Origin of the sequence: Brevibacillus fluminis (genome assembly GCF_003710825.1) — a bacterium.
Lineage (GTDB): Bacteria > Bacillota > Bacilli > Brevibacillales > Brevibacillaceae > Brevibacillus_D > Brevibacillus_D fluminis.
Genome location: NZ_RHHQ01000005.1, coordinates 75,023 through 98,657, shown reverse-complemented (window position 1 = coordinate 98,657; position 23,635 = coordinate 75,023). Strand labels below are relative to the sequence as shown.

General features: G+C 52.5%; 19 protein-coding genes and 1 pseudogene. 6 read left to right on the top strand and 14 right to left on the bottom strand.

The features are described from left to right. Nucleotides 1-197 precede the first annotated feature (197 nt). Nucleotides 198-1,220, top strand: coding sequence for an LLM class flavin-dependent oxidoreductase (locus EDM56_RS05095; protein ID WP_122916812.1), 1,023 nt, complete (start codon nt 198-200; stop codon nt 1,218-1,220). 18 nt (nt 1,221-1,238) lie between these two features. Beyond that, entirely contained in the window at nt 1,239-1,841 is a 603-nt protein-coding gene (locus EDM56_RS05090) for a TetR/AcrR family transcriptional regulator (protein ID WP_122916811.1), read from the top strand. A 76-nt stretch (nt 1,842-1,917) separates the two neighbouring features. On the opposite strand, the gene EDM56_RS05085 is transcribed toward EDM56_RS05090, so the two are convergent. From EDM56_RS05085 to EDM56_RS05045, 9 genes are all read right to left on the bottom strand, one after another. Beyond that, a complete protein-coding gene (locus tag EDM56_RS05085) occupies nt 1,918-2,607 on the bottom strand; it encodes a response regulator transcription factor (protein WP_122916810.1) in 690 nt (229 codons plus the stop codon). A gap of 6 nt (nt 2,608-2,613) precedes the next feature. Further along, a complete protein-coding gene (locus EDM56_RS05080) occupies nt 2,614-4,089 on the bottom strand; it encodes a sensor histidine kinase (protein WP_122916809.1) in 1,476 nt (491 codons plus the stop codon). Between the two features lie 13 nt (nt 4,090-4,102). Further along, a complete protein-coding gene (locus tag EDM56_RS05075; protein WP_122916808.1) occupies nt 4,103-4,852 on the bottom strand; it encodes an ABC transporter permease in 750 nt (249 codons plus the stop codon). Between the two features lie 5 nt (nt 4,853-4,857). Continuing rightward, on the bottom strand, nt 4,858-5,583 hold the full coding sequence (locus EDM56_RS05070; protein ID WP_122916807.1) for an ABC transporter ATP-binding protein: 726 nt from the start codon (nt 5,581-5,583) through the stop codon (nt 4,858-4,860). 95 nt (nt 5,584-5,678) lie between these two features. Further along, nucleotides 5,679-6,587 (bottom strand): hypothetical protein, encoded by a 909-nt coding sequence (locus tag EDM56_RS05065; protein WP_122916806.1) that lies wholly within the window; start codon nt 6,585-6,587, stop codon nt 5,679-5,681. A gap of 425 nt (nt 6,588-7,012) precedes the next feature. After that, entirely contained in the window at nt 7,013-7,978 is a 966-nt protein-coding gene (locus EDM56_RS05060) for a threonine ammonia-lyase (RefSeq protein ID WP_122916805.1), read from the bottom strand. A 37-nt stretch (nt 7,979-8,015) separates the two neighbouring features. Beyond that, complete coding sequence (locus EDM56_RS05055; RefSeq protein WP_122916804.1) at nt 8,016-9,170, bottom strand: M20 metallopeptidase family protein; 1,155 nt, start codon at nt 9,168-9,170, stop codon at nt 8,016-8,018. Between the two features lie 15 nt (nt 9,171-9,185). After that, on the bottom strand, nt 9,186-10,592 hold the full coding sequence (locus tag EDM56_RS05050) for a YfcC family protein (RefSeq protein WP_122916914.1): 1,407 nt from the start codon (nt 10,590-10,592) through the stop codon (nt 9,186-9,188). A 221-nt stretch (nt 10,593-10,813) separates the two neighbouring features. After that, the gene (locus EDM56_RS05045; protein WP_122916803.1) at nt 10,814-11,695 is read right to left on the bottom strand and encodes a LysR family transcriptional regulator; all 882 of its coding nucleotides are present in this window, start codon (nt 11,693-11,695) and stop codon (nt 10,814-10,816) included. 136 nt (nt 11,696-11,831) lie between these two features. Here EDM56_RS05045 and EDM56_RS05040 point away from each other — a divergent pair, with 136 nt between their 5' ends. From EDM56_RS05040 to EDM56_RS05025, 4 genes are all read left to right on the top strand, one after another. Further along, nucleotides 11,832-12,887 carry an ornithine cyclodeaminase family protein gene (locus EDM56_RS05040; protein ID WP_122916802.1) on the top strand — a complete coding sequence of 352 codons (1,056 nt, stop codon included), beginning with the start codon at nt 11,832-11,834 and terminating at the stop codon, nt 12,885-12,887. Nucleotides 12,888-12,917: 30 nt separating this feature from the next. Next, nucleotides 12,918-14,042: an aminotransferase gene (locus tag EDM56_RS05035; protein WP_122916801.1), complete on the top strand. Its 1,125-nt coding sequence runs from the start codon at nt 12,918-12,920 to the stop codon at nt 14,040-14,042. 128 nt (nt 14,043-14,170) lie between these two features. After that, a complete protein-coding gene (locus EDM56_RS05030) occupies nt 14,171-15,847 on the top strand; it encodes a sensor histidine kinase (protein WP_122916800.1) in 1,677 nt (558 codons plus the stop codon). Beyond that, nucleotides 15,816-16,511 carry a response regulator transcription factor gene (locus EDM56_RS05025; RefSeq protein WP_122916799.1) on the top strand — a complete coding sequence of 232 codons (696 nt, stop codon included), beginning with the start codon at nt 15,816-15,818 and terminating at the stop codon, nt 16,509-16,511. The genes EDM56_RS05030 and EDM56_RS05025 overlap by 32 nt, the downstream gene beginning before the upstream one ends. 65 nt (nt 16,512-16,576) lie before the next feature. On the opposite strand, the gene EDM56_RS05020 is transcribed toward EDM56_RS05025, so the two are convergent. From EDM56_RS05020 to EDM56_RS05005, 5 genes and pseudogenes are all read right to left on the bottom strand, one after another. Beyond that, on the bottom strand, nt 16,577-17,485 hold the full coding sequence (locus tag EDM56_RS05020) for a DUF4822 domain-containing protein (RefSeq protein WP_246009272.1): 909 nt from the start codon (nt 17,483-17,485) through the stop codon (nt 16,577-16,579). Nucleotides 17,486-17,572: 87 nt separating this feature from the next. After that, a pseudogene (locus tag EDM56_RS31780) lies at nt 17,573-17,902 on the bottom strand (S-layer homology domain-containing protein); the annotation flags it as partial. Between the two features lie 151 nt (nt 17,903-18,053). After that, nucleotides 18,054-19,475 carry a putative bifunctional diguanylate cyclase/phosphodiesterase gene (locus tag EDM56_RS05015; protein ID WP_183192298.1) on the bottom strand — a complete coding sequence of 474 codons (1,422 nt, stop codon included), beginning with the start codon at nt 19,473-19,475 and terminating at the stop codon, nt 18,054-18,056. A gap of 225 nt (nt 19,476-19,700) precedes the next feature. Next, nucleotides 19,701-20,411, bottom strand: a complete 711-nt coding sequence (locus tag EDM56_RS05010; protein WP_122916797.1) for a response regulator transcription factor — start codon at nt 20,409-20,411, stop codon at nt 19,701-19,703. Between the two features lie 107 nt (nt 20,412-20,518). Beyond that, the gene (locus tag EDM56_RS05005; protein WP_122916796.1) at nt 20,519-23,539 is read right to left on the bottom strand and encodes a response regulator; all 3,021 of its coding nucleotides are present in this window, start codon (nt 23,537-23,539) and stop codon (nt 20,519-20,521) included. Between the last annotated feature and the right edge of the window lie 96 nt (nt 23,540-23,635).

Below are 23,635 nucleotides of genomic sequence, written 5' to 3'. Positions count from 1 at the left end.
CATGCCGAAACCGGCGCTTCCATTTGCGAAGCGCCGGTTTTTTTCGATGTGGCGCAGCCTGCCGCTTTTGGCTGTGCTCAAGCTGAACATCGCCAGCTTGACATGTTACTACCCAGTACGTATGATGACAGGTACATACCTTTTGTGACTAATCAGTAACAAAATCATAAATACACTGGCAAAGGAGATTTTTCACCATGTCTGAAAGCACGAAACTTCTTCGCGACATCAAACGCTCCGTCCTCGATCTTTCCCCGATCGTACAGGGCGGCACAGCATCCGATTCATACCGCAACAGCCTCGATTTGGCCCAGCACGTAGAAAATTGGGGCTTTCACCGCTACTGGCTGGCTGAGCACCACAGCATGCCGAGCGTCGCCAGTTCCGCAACCTCGGTGCTCATCGGGCATATCGCAGGCGGCACCAAGACAATGCGCGTCGGTTCAGGCGGCATCATGCTGCCGAACCATGCCCCGCTGGTCATCGCGGAGCAATTCGGCACGCTGGCCTCTCTCTATCCAGGACGCATCGATCTGGGACTGGGACGCGCGCCAGGTTCCGATCAGCGGACGATGCGTGCGCTGCGACGCGATTTGAGAAGCACGGGCGACGATTTCCCCGAGCTGTTAGAGGAGCTGCGCGACTATTTGCGTCCACGCCCGGAAGATGAGCCGGCAAAAGGCGTACGGGCGATCCCTGGCGAAGGACTGGACATCCCGATCTGGCTGCTCGGCTCCAGCGATTTTAGCGCAAGACTGGCCGGACAGTTGGGGCTGCCCTTTGCATTCGCTGGTCATTTTTCGCCGAATTACATGCAAACCGCGATGCATACGTACCGCAATTCGTTCCGTCCATCCGAGGTGTTGGATGAGCCATATGCCATGCTCGGGGTCAACGTGGTCGCTGCCGATACGGACGAGCGTGCCAGCTATTTGGCCAGCTCCCTCTATTTGACGTTCCTCAACCTCATCCGGGGCGATTTGAAGCCAATACAGCCACCTGTCGACAACATCGAGGAGCTATGGACAGATTTTGAAAAACTGACGCTGAACGCACAGCTGCGCTCGTCTGTCATCGGCAGTCCGGAAACGGTCCAAAAAGGGCTGCAATCATTGTTGGATGCAACACAAGCCGACGAATTTATGATAACCTCCAATATATATGACCACGCGGAACGCCTCCGCTCGTACGAAATCGTAGCGGACGTGTGGAATTTATAATCATCTGGAGTGAAGGCAATGACGACTAAAAAAAATCGTGTCCCCCGCGCCGAAGCACAGGAAATCATCCTGAATGCTGCCGATGAGCTTTTCTACCGAGAAGGCGTACACGCGGTGAGCGTCGATGCGATTGTGGAGCAGGCCGGACTCAACAAAATGAGCGTATACCGCCAGTTCTCATCGAAAACCGATCTGGTTCTGGCCTATCTGGAACGAAAACAGGCCGCATTCCGCGACGAATGGGAAACGAGCATGGCGAAGCATCCCGGTGAGCCCCGACAGCAGCTCCTGCAGTTTTTTCGAGACCTGGCTGCGAAAGCGTCTGCGGAGAAGTTCCGCGGCTGCTGCTTTCTGAACGTCGCCGTCGAGTTCCCTGATAAAAATCATCCTGCGCGGCAGCTGGTCTGTGCGCATCAAAAAGAGCTGTACGAGAAATTCGCCGAAATCGTCACCGCGCTTGGGGCAGCCAATCCGTGCGAGCTGGCGTACACGCTGATATTGCTGATGGAAGGCACCTATGCCGACAGCCAAACGTACGGGACAGACAGCACCGCGATCACCCTGCTCCCTGCAATCGTGGAAAAGCTGATTGATTCCGCTAGTGCAACCAGTCAGCCTTGATCAATCGACACTCACTCTCCGTACACTAAAAACAAAAAGCACCCGACGGAACACGATTCCCCAGGTGCTTTTTCATTTATACATTAAACCGGTATCCCGCACCCCAAATGGTTTCAATATACTGCGGGTTGGACGGATCGCTTTCGATTTTTTCGCGCAGCTTGCGGATGAAGACGGTCACAGTAGTCACATCGCCCATCGAGTCCATTCCCCAAATGCGTTCAAACAAATGCTCCTTGCTGAAAACGATGTTCGGATTGCTAGCCAAAAACACGAGCAATTCAAATTCCTTTGTCGTGAAGCTCCCTTCTTTCCCGTTCACGAACACCCTGCGCGACGCTTTGTCGATCGTGAGCCCTCGAATCGAGATTTCTTCCTTTTTCACCGTCTGCCCGCCGATCAGACGCTCATAGCGGGAGAGATGCGCTTTCACCCGCGCCACCAGTTCACTTGGGCTAAACGGCTTGCTAATGTAATCATCCGCGCCCAAGCCAAGGCCGCGAATTTTGTCGATATCTTCTTTTTTGGCCGATACCATCAGGATAGGGATATCCTTTTTGCTGCGCACCTGCTTGCAGATTTCGAAGCCATCCATCTCAGGCAGCATAACGTCCAGAATCAAGAGGTCGTAGTCATTGGCCAACGCCCTCTCCAAGCCGCTTTTTCCCGTGTTTTCCATGTCGACGTGGTAGCCGCTGATTTCCAGGTAATCGCGCTGCAGCTCCGCAATGCTTGCTTCATCTTCGACGATCAGAATTCTTTTCACGTATTGTCACCCCTCCGTTTTGCGCAATGTAAAGGAAATGCGTGTGCCGCGATTCGACCCGCTCTCGGCCCATATACGGCCTCCATGCTCTTCGATGATTTGCTTGGCGATTGCAAGACCTAATCCGCTTCCGCCGGTGCTCGTATTGCGCGATTGGTCTGCGCGGTAAAACCGTTCAAAAATGAAGGGAAGCGCCTCTGCGCTGATGCCTGGCCCGTCGTCTCCGATCTGCACCTGTACCATATCTTTCTCCTCCTGCACGGCAAGCGTGATACGGCCATGCTCGCGATCCATGTATTTCACGCTGTTCCCCACAATGTTGGTGATGACGCGCTTCAGCTTGTCGCGGTCCACCGTGCACAACAGCGGGCTTTTTACCGACGGCTGGAAAGTGGCGGCGATGCCGCGCTTCTCGAGCTCCAGCTGTAGCTCCTCCGTGCAATCTTGCAAATACTCATTGATATCAACCTGTTCAAAGGTAAACGGCAACCGCTTCAAATCCAGCTTGGAGAACAAAAACAGCTCCTCGATCAGCTGGTCCATCGCCGTCGCCTTGCTATCGATGATCGTCAAGTATTTGTCCAGCTTTTCCGGCGTATTGGCGACGCCATCCTTGATGCCTTCCACATACCCTTTGATCGCGGTGATTGGCGTCTTTAGGTCATGCGAAATATTGGAGATCAGCTCCTTGCGATTCTCCTCGTACTGCAGCTGCAGCTCGATCGATTCCTTCAGCTTTCCGCGCATCTCTTCGAACGCCACGCTCAATGCTCCGATTTCATCCTTCGTTTGCGGCACCAGCTTGAAGCTGAGGTTGCCTTCCTTGATCTGCTCGGTAGCCTGCTTTAGCGCACCCAGCGGACGCAGGATGCTGCGTGATACCCAGTAGGTCAGTAAGCCGTTAGTCAAAGCCAGGGCGACCAGAAGCGCGATGAAAATCAGCGGAAAAAACCGATGGGCCAGCTGCTGGAAGTGGCCGGAATTTTTCAGGACGAACACGCTCACCTGTTCCTTACCGTTCACCAGCACATCTCGCTGCTGATACGTATACGAATCTTGATTCAGTATCAGATCGTCATTTTTGTGCTTCATGGAGCCGCTTCCGTACCCGGGCAGTTGGGCAAGCAGCTCTGGGGAATTCAGCGCAGGCGACACATACGTAATTTCATTGCCGCTGCGAATGATAAGTCCGGATTTGATCGCATTCAGCTCTTGATCCCGATCGCGCAGAAACTGCTGATCCGCAAATGTTTGCGGTGCATACTTAGCGATCCCCACCAGCTCCGTCAAAATTTGTTGATCGCCAGCGACTACGCGCGAAAACGATTCATCATTGCCAAAATCGATCTGATAAAAGTCTTTCGCGCTTTTGATATCGCCCAAAAAAGCGAGCACGATGAAAAAGACGGCCACGATGAAGAAAAAAATCGGTACCACTAGCATCGCGATATACGATAACAGCAATCTCACCCGGATTGACATGCGAATCCCTCGTTTACATTTCTTTTTTCTCAAAGAGGTAATAGCCGCCCGAAACGAACAGCACCGCAGAGGAAAGTAAAATCACTGCGATCATCAACAAGCGTCCACCCGTAGCTGTTCCTCCCAGCCATAACGTGTACCAATCCGTATAGTTCGTGAACAGCACCTTTCCGATAGCAGGCGACAGATAAGGAATGATTTTGGCCACACCGTACGCGAAAAGGCCAAATACCAGTGCGCCGCCCACGCTGCGGAACAGCTGTCCCACGCATGCTGCAGAGGCGCCCAAGACCATCATCGGAATCGCTGCCAAACTGTACGCGCCCAAAATCGGCATCCACTCATCGATATTCCACTCATGCAGCAAAAACCCTCCAAAAAGAACGGAAGCAAGATACATCAGTGCAAGTCCTACCACGATGAACAGGCTTTGCGCCGTCAATTTGCCCAAAAACACCTTTAGCCGCGAGACGGGACTCAGCAAGGCCAGACGCAAGGAACGGTCTCCCGCCTCGCCGACGAATAGATTGGCTGCGAACATGAATACGAATAAGGGCAAGCAAAATGATACATACAGCCAAAGCATCGTCATGGCAAAATTGGAGCCGGCCATGATCTGAATCGCAGCGTTTGTTTTCACAAACGTGATGAGCAGCGCCGAACCCAGCGGCAGCAGGAGCGTCAGTGCCAAAAAGGCAATGGTCGTCTTTTGCGCCAGCATCTTCTGCGTTTCATTTGCTATGCTTGCATACAGTTTTCCCATTGTCGTTACGCCCCCTTTGCCTGGTCGATCTGGGACAAATAAACATCCTCGAGCGTCTGCCCGTCGGACAGAAGATCGCTGACGAGACCTTCTTTTACCATCACGCCGCCATACATGATGCCGATCCGGTTACACATGCGCTCCATCTCATGAATCGAATGGCTGGAAATGAGAAACGTGGTCTGCTCTTCTTGCGCCAACCGATTGACAATCAGGCGGAAATCGCGGACTCCTTCGATATCGAGGCTCGTCGTCGGTTCATCAAGGATGACCAGGCGCGGTTTGGGCAACAGCACCGCCGCCAAGGCCGCCCGCTGCTTCATCCCGGAGGAAAAGCCCTTCACTTTTTCATGCTTGTGCGCAGACAACCCGACCAGCTCCAGCACTTCGTCAATCCGCTCCCGGGTGACCTCCGGATAATAGCGCGCTACGAGCTGCAGATTTTGGTACGGTGTCAAATAATCGTGCGAAATTCCGGTTTCCACGATGCAGCCGACGTGCTCCATCGCTTGCTCGAACTGCTCCGTGAGGCTATGGCCAAAAATCGCGATCTGACCCGCGTCTGCCCGGCACAAACCGGTGATGCTCTTGATCAACGTCGTTTTGCCAGCCCCATTCGGGCCGAACAGGCCAAAAATATCCCCGCTGTAGACGGTAAACGACACGCGGTCAATGCCCCTGTCCGATCGGTACCGCTTGGTTACAGCTTTTACTTCCAAAACGGCTTCCATGCTGCATCTCCCTCCCGTTCATCATATAACGGAGGCGCAGATCGCCTTGACGTGCGTGCTGGCGTTCTGCGCTCCCATCGATTTATGATCTTGCTTTAGTGTTTTTGGATCGTTTCGACCTGTTTGCCCGTCAAATCCACTGTGTCTGCCTTCGTATCCCCAAAGTTGGACAAGTCTGCATGAATCGTCAGTACCACCTCATGGGAAGCACCGCTGGCGTCTTTACCCGATACCGTGAGCGTTGCTTCTTGCTGGTCCACATAGTTGTCCTGCGAAATCTCCGCTTTTACGTCCACTTGCTTCACGACGATGTCTTGCGTCAGTTTAGGCAATTCGGGTTTCAAATCTTTTGCGAACTGCGGAGCATGACGGTCCAGTTCGTCTTGGCCCTCACCAGTTGCCAGCTCCTGATGGTTCGCTGCATGTTGCAAAACGACCGAGCCAAGCGCTTGAACGACCGGCGAAATTTGCTGTTGGGTCAGATGCAGGGAAACTTCTTTGCCACCACCGGAAGCCTGTGTAACCTGGATGTCATTTTGCAGATTGGTCATCAGCGCATCGATGACTTTTTCGGCACCTGGGTTGGTTCCATCTTCATTGGCGTTATGGTGCTGCTTCCACTTGTGCTGTTCATTTGCGTCCGGCTTCAACACTTTGTAGCTGTCGCTGTCATCCGTTTTCAGCACCACCTGATCGGCTTGGCGGTAAAACTGCACCGCGTGTGCGGTTCCGTTCGTCTTGATGTTCACGCTGCCGCTACCGAGATTGGCAGCCTCCTCGTTTTTCACTTTTCCTTGCACGGCCAGCAGTTCTTTCCCATTATCAGTCAGCGAGACGTTTACGTCCGCTGTGATGCTTTTCGCAGCGTGTGTTTGCTTGATTGCCGATTTATAGAGGTCGTAGCCTGAAGATGTATCTGCCATTACGGTGTAAGCGCTCGTGAGCAACACAATGCTGCTGATGCCAACTCCCAATCCTGCCGTCAACAATTTTCGATTTTTCATGGTGAAGCCTCCTCGTTTTTTGGTTGTTTTCTTGTTCTATGTCATCCTACCCCCCAGTCCTTATGAGTCTGTAAAGCAAATCTTACAAAAAGCTTAAGAGTATGTGAAAAAAAGCGCAGGGATTTTTGAAAGAAAGCTCCACGGAAGCTGTTACGATGCCTGCTGGGGGTCGGGGAGAACGGCTCCGCAAATCATCGGGAAACTGCACCCCAAAGCCACACGCTGCGCGGCGGGTGTATCTCAGGAAGTAGATGTGGCGCAAAGCGTTTCCCGCTGATTCGCTCCGCCTGGTGGGCATCGTAAAGGCTTCCGTTCCGCTTTCTTTCAAAAATCCTTCGGTACTGTAGGGGATAAATGAAAAAATGTAAAAATGAAAAAACCGCCCGGGAGATTCCCCTGACGGTTTCTTTTGATTGCCAATTGCATTAAGAATAGCTTCCGATGATTTTGCCAAGCTTAGCGGCGTCTACGTTGCTTCCGCTTACGATCGTGAGCACTTTTTTGCCTTTCAGGTGAGGAAGATGGCCGTGCAAGAGGGCAGCGATGCCGACTGCGCCGGAGCCTTCGACCATGTAGTGGTGCTCTTTGGCCAGCCAGTACATGGCATGAGCGACCTGCTCCTCTTCTACTAATATGAAGTCATCGACGATTTTCAGCGCCAGGTCAAGATTACCTTGGGAGATGCCGCCGTGCAGGCCGTCGGCGAGCGAGTCGCTGTATTCGACATCGGCCAGCTTGCCTTCTTTAAACGAATAGTACCACGGCGGCGAGGCATGGGTTTGGATACCGATGACCTCGATCGCCGGATTGAGTGCTTTCGCTGTGGTTGCGATGCCGCAAATCAGGCCGCCGCCTCCCGCAGGGACGACAATCGCGTCGAAATCCGGCTCTTCCAGCAGCGCTTCCAGTGCGACCGTTCCTTGTCCGGAAATGATCTCGTTATCCTCGAAGGCATGGACAAACGTTCTGCCTGTCTCCTCTGCCAGCTTGTACGCATGCACCTCAGCTTCATCATAATTGTCGCCAAACACGACCAGTTCTGCCCCGTACCGCTGAATGCCAGCGCGCTTCGTCTCAGGCGCGGTTTTAGGCACGACGATCAGGGCGGACACGCCTTTTCGCTTCGCAGCATAAGCCACGCCTTGGGCATGGTTTCCCGCCGATGCGGTAATCACGCCGCGTGCAAGCTCCTCCTCCGTCAACGAAGCGATTTTGTTTGTCGCTCCCCGCAGCTTAAACGATCCGGTTTTCTGCAAATTCTCCAGCTTGAGCCACACATCTGCACCGACATGTTCGGACAAGATGGGAGACGCGAGCAGTGGTGTCTTTAGCACTTCGTGTTCAATTCGCTTTTTCGCTTGCAGTACACTTAGCAAGGAAACATTCAACATCTTTCGTACCTCCTGAAGCTATTTTTGTAACAGCGGATCAGCCGAACCGCAGGACGAGCTGGATGAACAGCTCGATGGCGGACGGGATCACGTCTTCATCAATATCAAAGCGGGGATGATGATGCGGATAGGCGCTCGCCTCCCCACCCATTCCGACGAAAATGAAGGCGCCAGGGCATTTCACCAAATAGTGGGCGAAATCTTCCGCAGCCAAGGTCGGCTCCATATCGGCTGCGTAGACCGCATCACCAAACGTCTCGCGGACCACATCTTCCACATACCGACTCTGTGTCCGATCGTTGATGACCGCCGGCGTTCCCCAGTAGTACTCCATCTGTCCGGTCGCGCCAAAGCTTACAGGAATCCCCTCTACGATCCGCTTCATCTGGTCATAAATGTGCTGGCGCGTCTCGACTGTCAAGCTGCGCGTCGTCCCGAGCATTACCGCTTCGTTCGGGATGATGTTGAAGGTGCTGCCCGCCTCGACCTTGCCTACCGTCACGACGGCCGACTGCAGTGGGCTCAGCGTGCGGCTGACGATCGATTGCAGGCCGCTTACGATCTGGCTGGCGATGAAAATCGGATCGACCGTCTCATGCGGCATCGCGCCATGCCCGCCTTTTCCTTCAATCGTAATCTTGAATTCATCGCAAGCCCCCATCATCGGACCGTGGCATGCACCGATCAGTCCTTTTGCCAAAGGCTGCCACAGATGAATGCCAAAGATGGCGTCGACATTCTCCAGCACACCCTGCTGAACCAGCGCTTCCGCCCCGCTCGGCTCCCGCTCTTCGGACGATTGGAAAATGAAGACCACATTCGACTTCACCTCGCTGCGATGCTCCGACAGCCACTTCGCTGCGGCGAGCAAAACGGCCGTATGTCCGTCATGTCCACATGCATGGGCGATGCCGGGCACTTTGGAAAGATAGCTTTTGTCGCCCTCTTCCATCACAGGCAGCGCATCGATATCCGCACGCAGTGCGATGGTTTTGCTGCCGTCCGTCCCTTTGAGGTAACCGACGATGCTGGGTGCCTGATAATCCAAAATCTCGATGGACAGCTCTTCCAAATGGCGTTTGATATAAGCATGTGTCTGGTATTCCTCACCTGACAACTCAGGATGCTGATGCAAGTAACGGCGGTGGGCAATCGCCCACTCACCGAGTTCTGCAGAAATCATTTTTTGCATAATGCAAGCCTCCCGTTAAAATGGCCCGTAGCCGATCAGTTGAGCCACGATTACCGCAACCAATCCGATTGCGTATTGTGTCAAAATCAATGGCAAAATCCATTTGGCCCAGCGGCTCCACGGAATTCCCGCAATGGCGAGACCAGCCATGAAGTAGCCCGATGTCGGGAATATGATGTTGCCGATCCCATCCGCCATGGAGAAGCACAGCACAGCGGTCTGCCGCGTCACCCCTACCAAGTCAGCCAAAGGCGCCATGATCGGCATCGTCAATGCCGCTTGTCCACTGCCGGAAGGAACGATCAAGTGAATTACGCTTTGCAGCAAATACATTCCCACGACGGACAGCGATGGCGGCAAATGGTGAATTGCCGATGACGCATTATACAGAATCGTATCAATCACGTGACCATTCGTCAAAATCACGACAATCGCTCTCGCCACCCCGATGATCAGCGCACCGGAGATCAGTCCGGAAGCACCTTTCATGAAGGCGTTGACTGTTTCACCTGGCGAAAGCTTGCCAACGATTGCGATCACAATCCCAAGCAGTGTGAACAATCCGGCGATTTCAGTAATGAACCATTCAAATTTGACGACACCATACGCCAAAACGACGAAATTCAACAAAAAGCAGCCCAGAACGATCTTGTGCCGCGTCTCCAGTTTCACATTGGCCGTCTCGGCCTTGTCGTATTTTCCATCTGCAAAAAAGCCGTAGCCGCGATCGCGCTTCACCTTCATCGCATAGCGGTAGACGAAAAATACCGAAACCAGATACATCACTACAAACAATACAATCCGGTAACCCATTCCAGAAAAAGGAGGAAGCTGGGCAATCCCTTGCGCAATCCCCACTGTAAACGGATTCATAACTGCTGTCGTGAAACCAACGGAAGCCCCGATGAGCACGATCGCCGTGCCGGTCATCACGTCAAAGCCAAGCGCAATGGCAAGCGGAATCATGATACCGAGATAAGCCAACGTTTCCTCTGCCATCCCCATCAAGGCTCCACCCAACGCAAAAAACAACATCATGATCGGGATCAGCCACTTTTCCTGGTTCGCCAGCTTTCGAGAAAGTGTTGAAATAAACGCTTCAATCGTGCCTGTTGCCGTTAGAATACCAAAAGTACCACCAATAATAAGAACGAAAAAGATAATGGACGATGCCTCTACCATCCCGGTATGGATGGAACCAATCAGTCCCATCAAGCTGACCGGGCTCGCTTCAATCGCTTTGTACGTGTCGGGCACTACGACGCTGCGTCCGTTCACATCTTGCCGCGTATACTCGCCCGAGGGGAGAACATACGTGGAAACCGCTGCGACTAAAAGCACAATCAAGAGCAAGACAAACACATTGATCTCTCGGGCTTTCTTCTTCTGTGGTGCGTTGACTGCAAGATTAGATTGACCCATATGCTGATTCAAGCCTCCTTTGTCGAAATCTTTGGTTTTTTTACATGGTAGCACACCCTACCCTCCTCAACTAATTGAGATGTTCAATGGTAACTATTAAACATCTTAATTCCTTCACAGCAAGCGGTCACATCCAATCTAATGAAAAACGTCGAGACATTTTTCAGAAAAAAAGGACGACGCTCTCCAACGAGTATCGTCCTTCCAAAAACATACAAGAATCAGCTGATTCCGCCTGCCTCTTGCCAGCCTTCGATGACCATTTCGGCAAAGGAGCGGATCGTGTTCTCATCCGCCCGGTCTTTCAAATGGATCAAATACGTATCCAAGCGCTGATCGAGGCGGTACAGCGGTACCAACGCGCCCGATTCCAGCTCATTTTTGATCAAATTGGCGCTGATCAGCGCCACCCCCGTTTGGTTCAGCACCGCGATCTTAATCGCTTCTTCACTGCTGCTCTCAATTGCTGTGGCAGGATGGTAGTCGATCTCCGTGATTGAGTGGTGGTTCAAACCGGCCAGATTGTAGCTTTCTTTATAAATAAAGGGGTAATGCTCCATGATGTAGGAGCGGTCGTGCTTTTCATAGATTTCCCGCGTAGTGACGACCACCAGCTCTTCTTTTTCCAAGAGTCGCGTTTCAATCTCCTGGCTGTCGCTATGCCCGGCAATGATGCCGATATCGGCTTCATTCGTCGTGATCATGCGGATCGCATCCACACTGTTGCAAGAGACGAGCTTTAATTTGACCTGCGGATGGTGGCTGACGTAGGACCGTATCAGCTGGGACAAGTAGTGCGTCCAATAATATTCCGGCGCAGCGATTACCAGTGTTCCGTATGGGCCATCCAACAGCTTGATCGCCTTGTCCATCTCGGAAACGACCCCGAATAGCTTGTCGACGTGGTGTTTCATCATCTTCCCCGCAGGTGTCAGGAATGTCTTCTTCCCCACCCGATTAAACAGAGCATGGCCGATCTCCCGCTCCAGCGTCTGTATTTGCAAGGTGATGGTAGGTTGTGTATATCCAAGCAGCTCAGCAGCTTTGGTCAAATTCAGCTGATCCGCAACGACCTGAAAGGTTTTTAACGTTCGAAGCTCCATCTGTCTCCCCCCAAACGCAATTCGTTTCGTACGTTCTCAATGGTTACTATAAAATACGCTAATTTAATTATTATTTTATTCTATGCTAAAGTCAAAGCCATAACAGTCACACCTATTCCGGTAAGGAGGAACCGCAATGTTTCCATTCAGAGTAATCGACCAAGCAAGCGTGCAGCAACTGCTTGATATGAAAAATGTGATTGAGCTAGTAGAGCGCGCTTATACGTTAAAGGAACAAAACGAGGCTTCACTCTTCCCGATGGTGTTCCACGAATTTGCTCCAGGCAAAGCGGACATGGACATCAAGTCGGGCCACCTAACCGGGGCCAACATTTTCGGCTTGAAGCTCGTTGGCTGGTATGGCGATAACCCATCCAAAAACTTGCCTGCCCTCGTCGGCTTTGTCATGGTCCTCGATAGCAATACGGGCGTCCCAAAAGGCATGATGAGTGGCGAGCCTGTCACCCTGATGCGCACAGGCGCCGCCGGCGGAATCGGTGCAAAATATTTGGCCAGACCCGAATCGGAGCATTTGCTGCTCGTAGGCTCCGGTCATCTGGCATCCTATGAAATCATGGCCACGCTGATGACGATGAAGCATATCAAGAAAGTGACCGTCTACAATGCGAATTCGTATGAAAAAGCCGCCGCTTTCTGCGCGACGGTGAAAAATCACTTGAAGGAAAAGTTCTTGGCTCCGTATAAGTATGACCAGGAACTATATAACACGCTGCTCGACCGCATCGATATCGAGTACGCGGCCACAGATGATATCCGCTCTGCAACGGAGCAGGCAGACATCATCATCACGGCGACGCCGTCCCGCAAGCCGATCATCATGAAGGAATGGGTAAAGCCGGGCACACACTTCTCCTGCATCGGCGCCGACATGGAGGGCAAGCAGGAAATCGATGAGCAGCTGTTTGCGTCTGCACGTGTCTTCGTCGATGATGTAACACAAGCAGTCAATGTCGGGGAAACGAAAGTGGCGGTGAAAAAAGGGCTGCTGGCCAAAGAAGAAATCGTCGCCGAAATCGGCAGCGTCATTTTGGGCAAAACGCCGGGTCGCCTTTCGGACCAAGACATCACGATTTACGACAGCACCGGCATTGCCTTGCAAGATTTGATCACGGCTGATTACGTTTTGGCACAAGCCCAAGAAAAAGGAATCGGCACGGTCGCTACGCTATAAACAAAACATTGTGACAAAGGGGGATTTGTAGTGGATATCAAGTTGTTTGCAGTAGAGGATTGGATGAACAAGTATGAGATGAGCGCGGTATACAATATCGCGGAAACATGCGTCGATTCGCTCACCGTCGAGGAATTGATCAGCATCGATGGCACTGATCCGGACGAGTTTTTCCGTTCCCTCGCCAAGAAAAAACTGACGTATGGTCATATCGAAGGATCGCCGGAGTTCAAGTCGCTGGTCGCCAATCTGTATAAGTCCGTCGACCCGCATAACGTCCTGGTAATGAACGGCGGGATCGCCGCTAACTTCCTGGTGTTCTATTCCTTGGTGAAGCCAGGCGACCATGTCGTCGCTGTCCATCCGACCTACCAGCAAATTTATGAAGTGCCGCGCTCGTTTGGCGCAACGGTAGATTTGCTCCATTTGAAGCCGGAAAATGGCTATCTGCCTGACCCAGAAGAGCTGCGCTCCCTGGTTAACGAAAATACCAAGCTGATCTGCATCAACAATCCGAACAACCCGTCCGGCGCCATCATCGAGCGTGAGCTGCTGGAGCAAATTGTCGAGATTGCCCGCTCCTGCGGCGCCTACCTCCTGTGTGACGAGGTGTACCGTAATTTGCTTCAGGATGATGATCTGGTCGTTCCATCAGTTGCTGACCTGTACGAAAAAGGGATCAGCACGTCGAGCATGTCCAAAGCACTTTCCCTCGCTGGTCTGCGCCTGGGCTGGATCGCCGGACCAAGCGATGTGATTGCCGAATGCATCAAGCACCGCGACTACAACACAATCAGCGTCGGCATGCTAGATGACATCCTTGCCGTTCATGCATTGAAAAACTATGACCGCATCATGAGCCGCAATCGCAAGATCATCAAGGACAATCTAGCAATTCTGGATGCATGGGTGGCGCAGGAGCCTTTGATCTCGTATGTGAAGCCGCGCGCCGGTACGACAGCGATGCTCAAATACGATTTGCCTGTTTCATCGGTCGCATTTTGCGAAGGCTTGCTCAAAGAAACAGGTGCTTTCATGACGCCAGGGGCTTGCTTCGATCTGGAGGGCTGGGCGCGGATCGGGTACGCGTGCGAGACCGAAATGCTGCGTCAAGGCTTACAAAAAGTTTCTGAATACATGCGCACACTTGCCTAAATGTGAGAGATTGTTTGGCTGGGGAACCTTCCCCGGCCTTTTTTCTTTATCTGGAAGTTGTATTCCCAATGCTTCTATGCCATCATCGTAACTAGCAATTCTACCCACATGAATGAGGAGAAATCGTTGTGAAGCCTCGCACGCTGCGCTCTCACCTGACCTGGATCATCGCGATCATCGCCCTGATCCCGATTGTGCTCTTGGGCAGCATCCAGGTCGTGCAAATTTATCAACTGTCACAAGAATATACGCGCAACCAGCTCGATTCCATGAAGCGGATGGCGGATGCCGTCGAAACCTACGTGTTTTACCATCGCACTGCAGTCGAGACGATCGCTGCCGACATCGCTTCCACGCCCGATCGGGACCCCCGGCGCATCACCTCTCTGCTGCAGTCGGTGAATGGCCATTTCGCCGGGTTTACGACGCTGTACGCAACCGATAGCGAGGGCCGAACCATCGCTTATCATTCCAAGGCTCAGCAAGGCTTGATCCATGCTGACTTTCATGACCGCGACTATTTTCAACAGGTAGCTGCAACACGCAGCCCAACCATTTCACCAGTCTTTTTGTCGCAAGAAAAGCCAGCGAAGCCGCTGATCACGATTGCGGTGCCGATCTTGTATACGAGCGGCCATTTCGCGGGCAGTGTTATCGGAACGCTCGATGTCAGCCAGGTGGTCAAGCTGGTCACCCAATACGATTACGGTCCGTCCGCCTATCCGGTGGTGCTGGACAACCGGGGCAAAGCGATCTACCACCCTGATGCCAGCATTCGCACCGTCATCCGTGACCTATCCGGCGAGGAAGTCGTAAAAGCCGCGCGTGAAAACGGGCAAGGGCTGGGGACGTTCTATTCCAGCATCCGCAAGCAGGATGAATTGGTAGCCTATCACGTCATTCCCGATCTAAACTGGATCGTCTGGGTCAGCAAATCGACCTCGGCGGTGAACGCGGCCTTTTTCAAATCGCTTGAATCGAGCTCCCTGCTCATTGTGCTTACCCTTCTGGTCACGCTCGGCATCGGCGCCTTTCTCGCCAAACGCCACGCGGAGCTGGAGCAGCGCGTGGATCGGCTCAAAAACGATCTGATCTCACTGGCTTCCCATGAATTCAAAACGCCGATTACAAGCATCAAGGGCAGTGTAGAAACTTTGCTGCGCCGCGATGCACAATGGGACGAAGAGTTCAAACGGGAGCTTTTGGAAGGCGTGCATGAAGACATCGGCAGAATTCAGGAGCTGATCGATGAATGGCTGGACATTTCCAAAATCGAGTCCGGCGTCCTGCATGTCTCCCTTGAGCCGCTCAGAGTGCGGCCGATCGTCGAGGAAGCGTGGCGGCGCCTGCCAAAAGCACAGCAGGAGGCGGCCATCTTTGAAGCGGACATCCCGCCGCACCTCCCCTTGATTCACGGGGACAAAAACCGGCTTGAACAAGTGCTCGTCAATCTTTACACCAATGCGCTCCGCTATAACCAGCAGCAGCCGCACATCCGTGTGACCGCAACCGGTGACGAACGGTTCGTACACATCCGCGTGGAGGACAACGGTATCGGCATTGCGGGCGATCATCTCGACAAAATTTTCGACCGGTTTTACCGGGTGGATGTGACCGCAAGCCGTCTTACCGGCGGGACCGGCCTCGGCCTCGCGATCAGCAAAGGGATCATGGAAGCGCACCACGGTCGGATTGCCGTGGAAAGCAAAGAGGGTACCGGCAGCGCATTTACTTTATCCGTTCCTCTATACTCTTTACATGACGGTGATAACGATGAAGAAACCCAAAATTTTGATCGTGGATGATGAGCCTAAAATCATCCGCTTCATCTCAGCCAATCTCAAATCAATCGGCTTCGAGACCGCGTCCTGCACCAGCGGTTCGGAGGCGCTCGACCAGATCGACCTGTTTGACCCTGATCTCATCCTGCTCGACATCATGATGCCGGGCATGGACGGTTTCGAGGTCTTGAAGCGGCTCCGCAGCTTTTCCAACGTGCCGGTCATCATTCTGACCGCCCGCAGCAATTCCACCGACAAAGTGCAAGGGCTTAACGAAGGCGCCGATGATTATTTGACGAAGCCGTTCGCACTCGACGAGCTGTTCGCCCGCGTCAATGCCGTTCTGCGCCGCGCCGACAGCAGGCCGGTGAACCCGATTGGCATAAGCGAGCTGCAGAATGGCCCGCTGACGGTCAATCTCGGTCAGCGCCGGATTTGGCTGCATGATACGGAAATCAAATTCACGGATACGGAGTACAAGCTGTTCGTGCTCCTGCTGCAAAATGCCGGCAAAGTGATGACACATGAGCAATTGCTCAGCGACATTTGGGGCAGCGAGTATCGCGATGATGTTGAATATTTACGCGTCGCGATCGCCCGCGTCCGGCAAAAGATCAAACAGGTGGATCAGGAGAGCAATCTGATCGTGACCTATCCCGGCGTCGGGTATATGGTGCGGGAGTGGTGAAAACAACAAAAAGAACTGCCAGGGCACATTCCCAGCAGTTCTTTTTTACTGTCATCAATCTTCCATTAAAAGCTATATTCAGGCTTAAACGCACCTTGATACGGTTCATGCTCAACGAATACCGTGATATCCTTGCCGTCTTTGTCTTTTCCCATTCTCTTATAAGTGAATCGATCTTGGTTAAGCTCAGTCAGTTCAAGTACGGCACCGTACTTCCGCTCACCGATGGAAACATGGGCTCTGATTTTATTTCCGTGAACAATATCGAAATAGCCATAATCACCGCGAGCTTCGCCTGTTTGAAGATTGAAGAACTCATATTTGTTCGTCTTCTCATCAAATTTTGCCAAACTGATGAAATTCGTATTGTATGCTGTGACATCGTTGCCATTTTCATCTACTACCTTCGTACCGTTCCAAAGGGTGCTGCCCAAAATTTTGTCTCCATCCACCTTGGTTACGATATCGCCTGTCGTCGCGTCGAGCTTCTTGTCTGGATCCGTGAACGAAAGCTTTTCTCCTTTAAACGGTACATGTTCGACGAATACCTCTACGTTGTTGCCATTCGCATCTTTTCCCATTCTCTTATACGTAAAGATGTCTTTGTTGATTTCGATCATGTCAACGACAGCTTGATAGTTCATAGACTCCGAAATCAGGATTCTCTTCTTCCCGTCATTCGTGATAAAGAACGTTCCTTTATCGCCGCGACTTTTTCCCGTTTTCGCATCAAAAAATTCATATCGAGCGGTTTGCGCTTCATATTTCGCAAGTCCGATGAAGTTAGCATTTTCTTTTGTCAGGTCATGATGATCTTTGTCGTATACTCTTGTACCCTGCCAGTCCGTGCTGCTGAGAATCTGAGCCATTTCTTGCCCGGTCTGAGGCGCTTTTTGCGTACCTTTTGCGATTTGCTGTGCCTGATAAACCAGTTGTGCGGCCTGGCCGCGTGTGGCTTGTTGCGCTTTTTTCACGTTTCCGAGCACGTTTTGCAAGTCAGCTGGTGCCAGTTTGGCCGCTTTCGCCACGGCTGTGATCAATTCGTCAACAGTCACGTGTGCGTTCGGGTGAAAGCTGCCGTTCTGCGCCGCCAGCAGCCCATTTTGCACCACTGTCTGCGCATAGCTGTAATACCAATCTTTCTGCGTGACATCATGCAGGCTTGCGCCTGATTGCTTGGTTTCGACGTCAAGCGCAAGCACGATCATTTTTGCCAGCTCCGCCCGCTTGACCGGCTGATCCGGTTTGAATGCGTGATCGCTGTAGCCTGCCAATACGTTTTGTTGGGTGAGCGCTTGAACGGCCGTCTGGTAGCCTCCCGCCTGACTCAGATCCGCAAACGCCGCATGGGCTTTTTCTACTTGGATAGGTGCAACAGGGGCCAAGCTCATTGCCGCCATAATCGCGGCTACGCCGAGTACTGTATATCGTTTCGTCATGATCGATCCACTCGCTTTCGGGTTGGTTTATGCTGCTATCGTACCTTCCCGCGCATTGCAATCGAATAAAAAGCGAGCCATCGGTATTACAAAAACATAACAATCAGGCTTTTACCTGAAACAAGCCCGGCACTTCCGCGAACGGAACAGGTCTGCCCAGCAAATAGCCTTGCACACAATCGCAATTCCATTTTTTCAGGCAGCGGAGCTGTTCGTCATTCTCAATCCCTTCTGCGATGACGGCCATTCCGAGCTGATGGACGAGCGTGATCAACGCCTCCGTGATGGCGCTTCCCCCTGTTTCCTTGGCGATGTCCTGGATGAACATCTTGTCGATTTTCAGCGTATGAAAGGGCAAGCGCTTCAAGTAGCTGAGCGAGGAATAGCCGGTGCCAAAATCGTCGAGCGATAGCTTGATGCCCCAGCCGCTCAATGTTTCCAGCAGCGGGATCGCGGAGTCAAACGATGTGATCGGCATGCTCTCCGTCAGCTCGATCTCTAAAGACGCAGGTGAGAGGCCGGTCTCATGCAGCACCCCGGCTACCATTTCGGTAAAACCGCCTGAAAGCAGCTGTACAGCTGAAATGTTGACGGACATGACGGATTTCGGGAAATAAAGGGCCTGAATTTGTTTGTTTTTCAAACAGGCTTCCCGCAGCACCCATCTGCCAATCGGCACGATCAAACCGGAATCCTCGGCAATCGGAATGAACTCGGCTGGCGAAATCGCCCCCATGACCGGATGTATCCAGCGAACCAGCGCTTCGAATCCTCTGATGCTTCCCGTTGCCGTCTCAAACTGCGGCTGGTAATGCAGCTGCAGCTCATTGCGGTCGAGCGCATGGCGGAGCTCGTTTTCAAGCATGTACTTTCGCTCGATCTCATGCTGCATGCTTTCTTGATACGGAAGATAGCGGTTTTTCCCTGCTTCCTTGGCTTGATGCATCGCCATGTTGGCTTTTTTCAGCAGCTCCTGGGAACTGCGGCCATCTTCCGGAAACCGGACGATCCCCATGCTCGCTGTCAAATAGATCGGAATGCCCCGGATGAAAAATGGAGCGTCAAACAAGCTTTCCACTTTGCTCATGCGACACGGGATGTCGAGTCGGTCCTCGATGTCAGCCAGAACCAGCAAAAATTCATCACCGCTGAAGCGTCCGATCGAGTCGTTCTCCCCCATGCTCTGCATGAGCCGCCCCCCTACAGCATCGAGAAGTTCGTCGCCGAATCGGTGCCCTCTTGTATCATTGATCCGTTGGAAATTGTCGATGCCCAGAAAAATAACCGCCAGTTGAGCATTGGAATGGGCGGCCTGTTCGATCGAATCATGCAGTTGGTCTTCCAGCCGTGCCCGATCGGGCAGACTGGTCAACGGATTGTATGTGTGAAGAGAGTTGCGCTCTCCGTTTGCTTCTCGTGATGTCTTGGAAAAAAACAGTCGGTATATCTCGTTGCCTAATAGAAACAATGCCGTCGCCAAGAAAAGAAACTCGCCGATGAGCAAAACGATCTGAACTGCATTCACTCTCTTGTCGCCTCCAAAGATGGGCATTTCTTACTTCTCTATTATGGAGTGAAGCAATTAGGAAAGTTATGGAACAGATTTTAGGAGTATATGAAGTTTCCTAACAATAAACACATAGATTCGCATTAGAAAGCCTGGCTACGCCAAGCTTTTGGCTTAAGCCGCGGTTGCACTTATCTGTACAAAAAAAACCGCCTCCCAATTTAAAGGAAGCGGTTCTTGCTCTTACCCCATCACGAATTTGTAGCCCACACCCCAGACGGTGCGGATGTGCTTCGGCTCTTTCGGATTTTCTTCGATTTTTTTGCGTAAATTGGCGATATGTACATCAATCGCGCGCTCCGTCACGAATGAATCGAAGCCGCGCAGCTCATTGATCAGCTCTTCCCGGCTGAATACTTTGCCCGGATTCGTCAAAAACAGACGCATCATTTCAAACTCAGAGAAGGTCGTCTCGACATAATAGCCGTCGACATAGATCGCGCGCCTCTCCATGTCCAGCACGATCGGCTCCTGCTTCTCGACATTGCTTGCTTCGGCAGTGCCTTGCCTCGCGTTCTCTGCTACCTGATTCAAATGAGTCCTGCGGATCATCGCCCCGATCTTGGCCGTCAGCTCCCGCATGCTGAACGGCTTGCACAAGAAGTCATCCGCCCCTGCCAACAGTGCATCGACTCGTTCCGACACGTCGGTTTTCATAGAAACCACCAAAATCGGCACGGGCGAAATCCGCCGTAGCTCGCTGCACAGCTCCATGCCCGACACATCGGGCAGCACTAGGTCAAGCAACACCACATCCGGATTGAACTCCGGCAACAGCGCGAGCCCTTTTTTGCCCAGCTCCGCCCGCTTTGCCAAAAAACCCTCTTCGGTGAGGTACATGGCGATCATGTCACCCATGATGGGATCATCTTCTATGATTAGTACCTTATCCATCTCTGAACACACCTTCCCATACATGAAAAAAGTGTTAGGAGAATTTAATAGTTTCCACATACTTTCCTTCTATTATAGGCTACTATCCACAATTTGTTAAGAAAGTGTTAGACATTTCCCAACATTTTTATCGATTCGAATGCCTTTTGCAGCTGCTGCTCCACCTGCTCGAGCTTGTCTGGCCATGTAGGGTCCGGTTGGTCGGGCAGCACGGCCAGCTCCAATTCATTGACAGCCGTGAACACGCCATCTGCGGAAATGTTGCCTGATACCCCTTTGAGCGTGTGAGCCATCCTTCTCGCGGTCTTCCAATCCCGCTCGTCCATTCGCTGGCGGAATTCTTCGGCAAACCCTCGATACTCCCGCTGAAACGTCTGCAGTGTATGGGTCAATATCTGCACCTTGCCATCCAGCCTCTGCAACGCCTGCTCCACATTGATCGCCGGTTCCTTCTTCTTGTTTTTGATCCACTTTCCGATCGTTTCGAACATTTCATTCACATCGATCGGCTTCGTGATGATGTCGTTCATGCCCACAAGGTAGCAATTGTCGTGCTCTTTTTTGATCACGCTCGCCGTCATAGCGACAATCGGCAAATCGGCATAGCGCGGGTCTTTCCTGATTCGGGTCGTCGCCTCATAGCCATCCATCTCCGGCATATGAATGTCCATCAAAATCAAATCAAAGTCCATCAGCTCCAGCTGGTCAAGCGCTTCCTTCCCACTCGCGGCCAATGTCACCGTATAGCCGAGGTAGCGCAGCAGCTCCTCCGCCACTTGTTGGTTGACGATATTGTCCTCGGCAAGCAAAATGTGCCCGCGTGTTCCTTTCGCTGCGTGAAGTGGATGCTCAACCACAGCGGCCGCGACTTCCATCTCGGAGCTACGGCGGTCGAGAACAGCCGTGATCGTCTGTGTGACGCCATAGCGGCAGATCGGCTTGACGATGACCGCATCGGGCCTGGCAGCTGCATCCATGCGCAGCAGCTCGTCCCGGCCGTAGGCCGTCGTCATCGCAATCGCGGCGCAGCATGTGCCCTGAATCATCTCCCGCAGTCTTGCTAACGTGTCTGGCCCATACATGTCGGGAGCCTCCATGTCCAACAGGAGTAAGTCGTAACCCGCAGGTTCTAGCTCCAGTAGCTGGAAGGCGGCCTGCCAGGAATTGACGCAGGTTACTTTTTTAAAGGAGTACGCTTGCAGCATCTCATGCAGGGCCACACGAACACGCCGGTTATCCTCCACCACCATCACCCGTACGTCCTGATAGGCGGCAATCGCCGCGGCAGATTTTCCAGCAACCTGAGCTGCGATCGGGAACGTAAGCGTAAACTGAAATTTACTCCCTTTCCCTCGTTCGCTCATAACCTCCAATTGGCCGCCCATCATCTCGATCAGATTGCGCGAGATGACCAAGCCTAGTCCGGTTCCGCCGTACTTACGGCTGGTTGATCCGTCTGCCTGGGTGAACGGCTCGAACAGCTTATCGAGCTGTTCCTGCGAAATGCCGATGCCGGTATCCTCGACGCTGAAACGGATCGTCACCGTCTCTTCTGTTGAAGCGACCCGCTCGATTTTGGCATCGATGCAGCCGTCTTCGGTAAATTTGATGGCATTGCTGCACAAGTTCATCAGCACTTGCTCAAGCCGCAGCTGATCGCCGATCAACCGATCGGGGATGTCCTCTTCCATATCGATGATGAACTCGATCTGTTTTTTGCCTAAAAAGACACTCAATGTATCAGCCAATCGGCGGATGACATCCTGAGGCCGGAACGGGCTCTGCTCCAAATCCAGCTTGCCCGCCTCAATCTTGGAGAAGTCGAGTATTTCGTTGATCGTAGAAAGCAGGGCCCGCGACGAAGCCATGATTTTTCCGTGGTAATCCATCTGGATATCCGTCAGCTTTGTTTTTTGCATGAGCTGAGTCAATCCGATGATGCCGTTGAGCGGCGTGCGAATCTCGTGGCTCATGCGGGCGAGGAAGTGCGTTTTCGCCGAATTGGCTTCTTCCGCCTCCTGCCTGGCCATGATCATCTCTCCCTGCACCCGGTTTTGCTCTTCAAACAAATGGCGCAAATTATCCGCCATCCCGTTCACCGAGACAGCTAGAGCACTGATCTCGTCCTCATCTGCGATCGGGATCGGTTTGACGTTGAGATCACCATTTGCGACACGTTCCGTCACCTTCAAAATTTGCTGGATCCGCTTCAGCACGCTCTCAAAAAGGAGGTAAATCATCGTAGCCAAGAAGATGTCGCTGACGAGAATCGAAAGCAGAGTAGTCAAAAGCACATGTTTTAGCGGCTCTTCAAAATCGGCCAACGGAACAAGCAGCATCATGAACCAGTCGGTACCCGGCACCTGTGCATACACCGCAATCTGCTGCGTGCCATGTAGCGTCACCTCGTGAAAGCCATTGCTCTTATCCGTCATATCGGTCAGCACCGTTTGCAACTGTGTCTCTTCCTCCGGCGAAAAATAGGTGAGGCTCCGGCTCGAATCGGCATGATGGAGGATCCGCCCGTCACGCTGCACCAGCATCACTTGATCGGAGCTGCCGATCTTGAAATCCGTATACTCCTTTAACACGCTTCTGCCGTATAAGGTTTCGCTCAAAAATCCGATCATTCGGTTCTGATCATCATAAACCGGAGCGATCAGCGGAATAATCAGGCCGTACGGTTGAATCTGACTGCGCATCGGATCCATCACAACGCTCTTGCCGCTTTGCGCAAGCCGCAAATATGGATTTTGTCTCGACTCGAACGGGATTGTGTCGCCCGTGGTCAGCTTCACCGATCCGTTCATATCCGCAAAACCGAATGAGCGGATGAGCGAGTTTCCTGGGCGTTTTTTTTCCCGGCTCAAATAAGCTAGCTTCTCCTGATCGGCTCCCAGACGGATCACGTTCGTGTGGCTCATGACCGTCAGCTCGGCCAGCCTTGTCTTCAGCATGGAGGACAGGTCGTAGGCGCGGGAGGCGATTTTGGTGGTAGCGTTGTACTCCAAGGATTCGACGATGCCCTTTTTCGCTTCGCGGTAATTGTACCAGCCGACGAATGATAGCGTGATGCTCGTAATGACCAATAAATTAATAATGGTACGTAGACGAAGCGACTTTTTCATTGCGTTCCCCTTGGTCTTCGACTTTTTTTCTTCCTTTATTGTAAAAGATTTCAGCTAAAGCAAAAAGACCGGTGCTTAGGCGATTTGCGCCTGCAC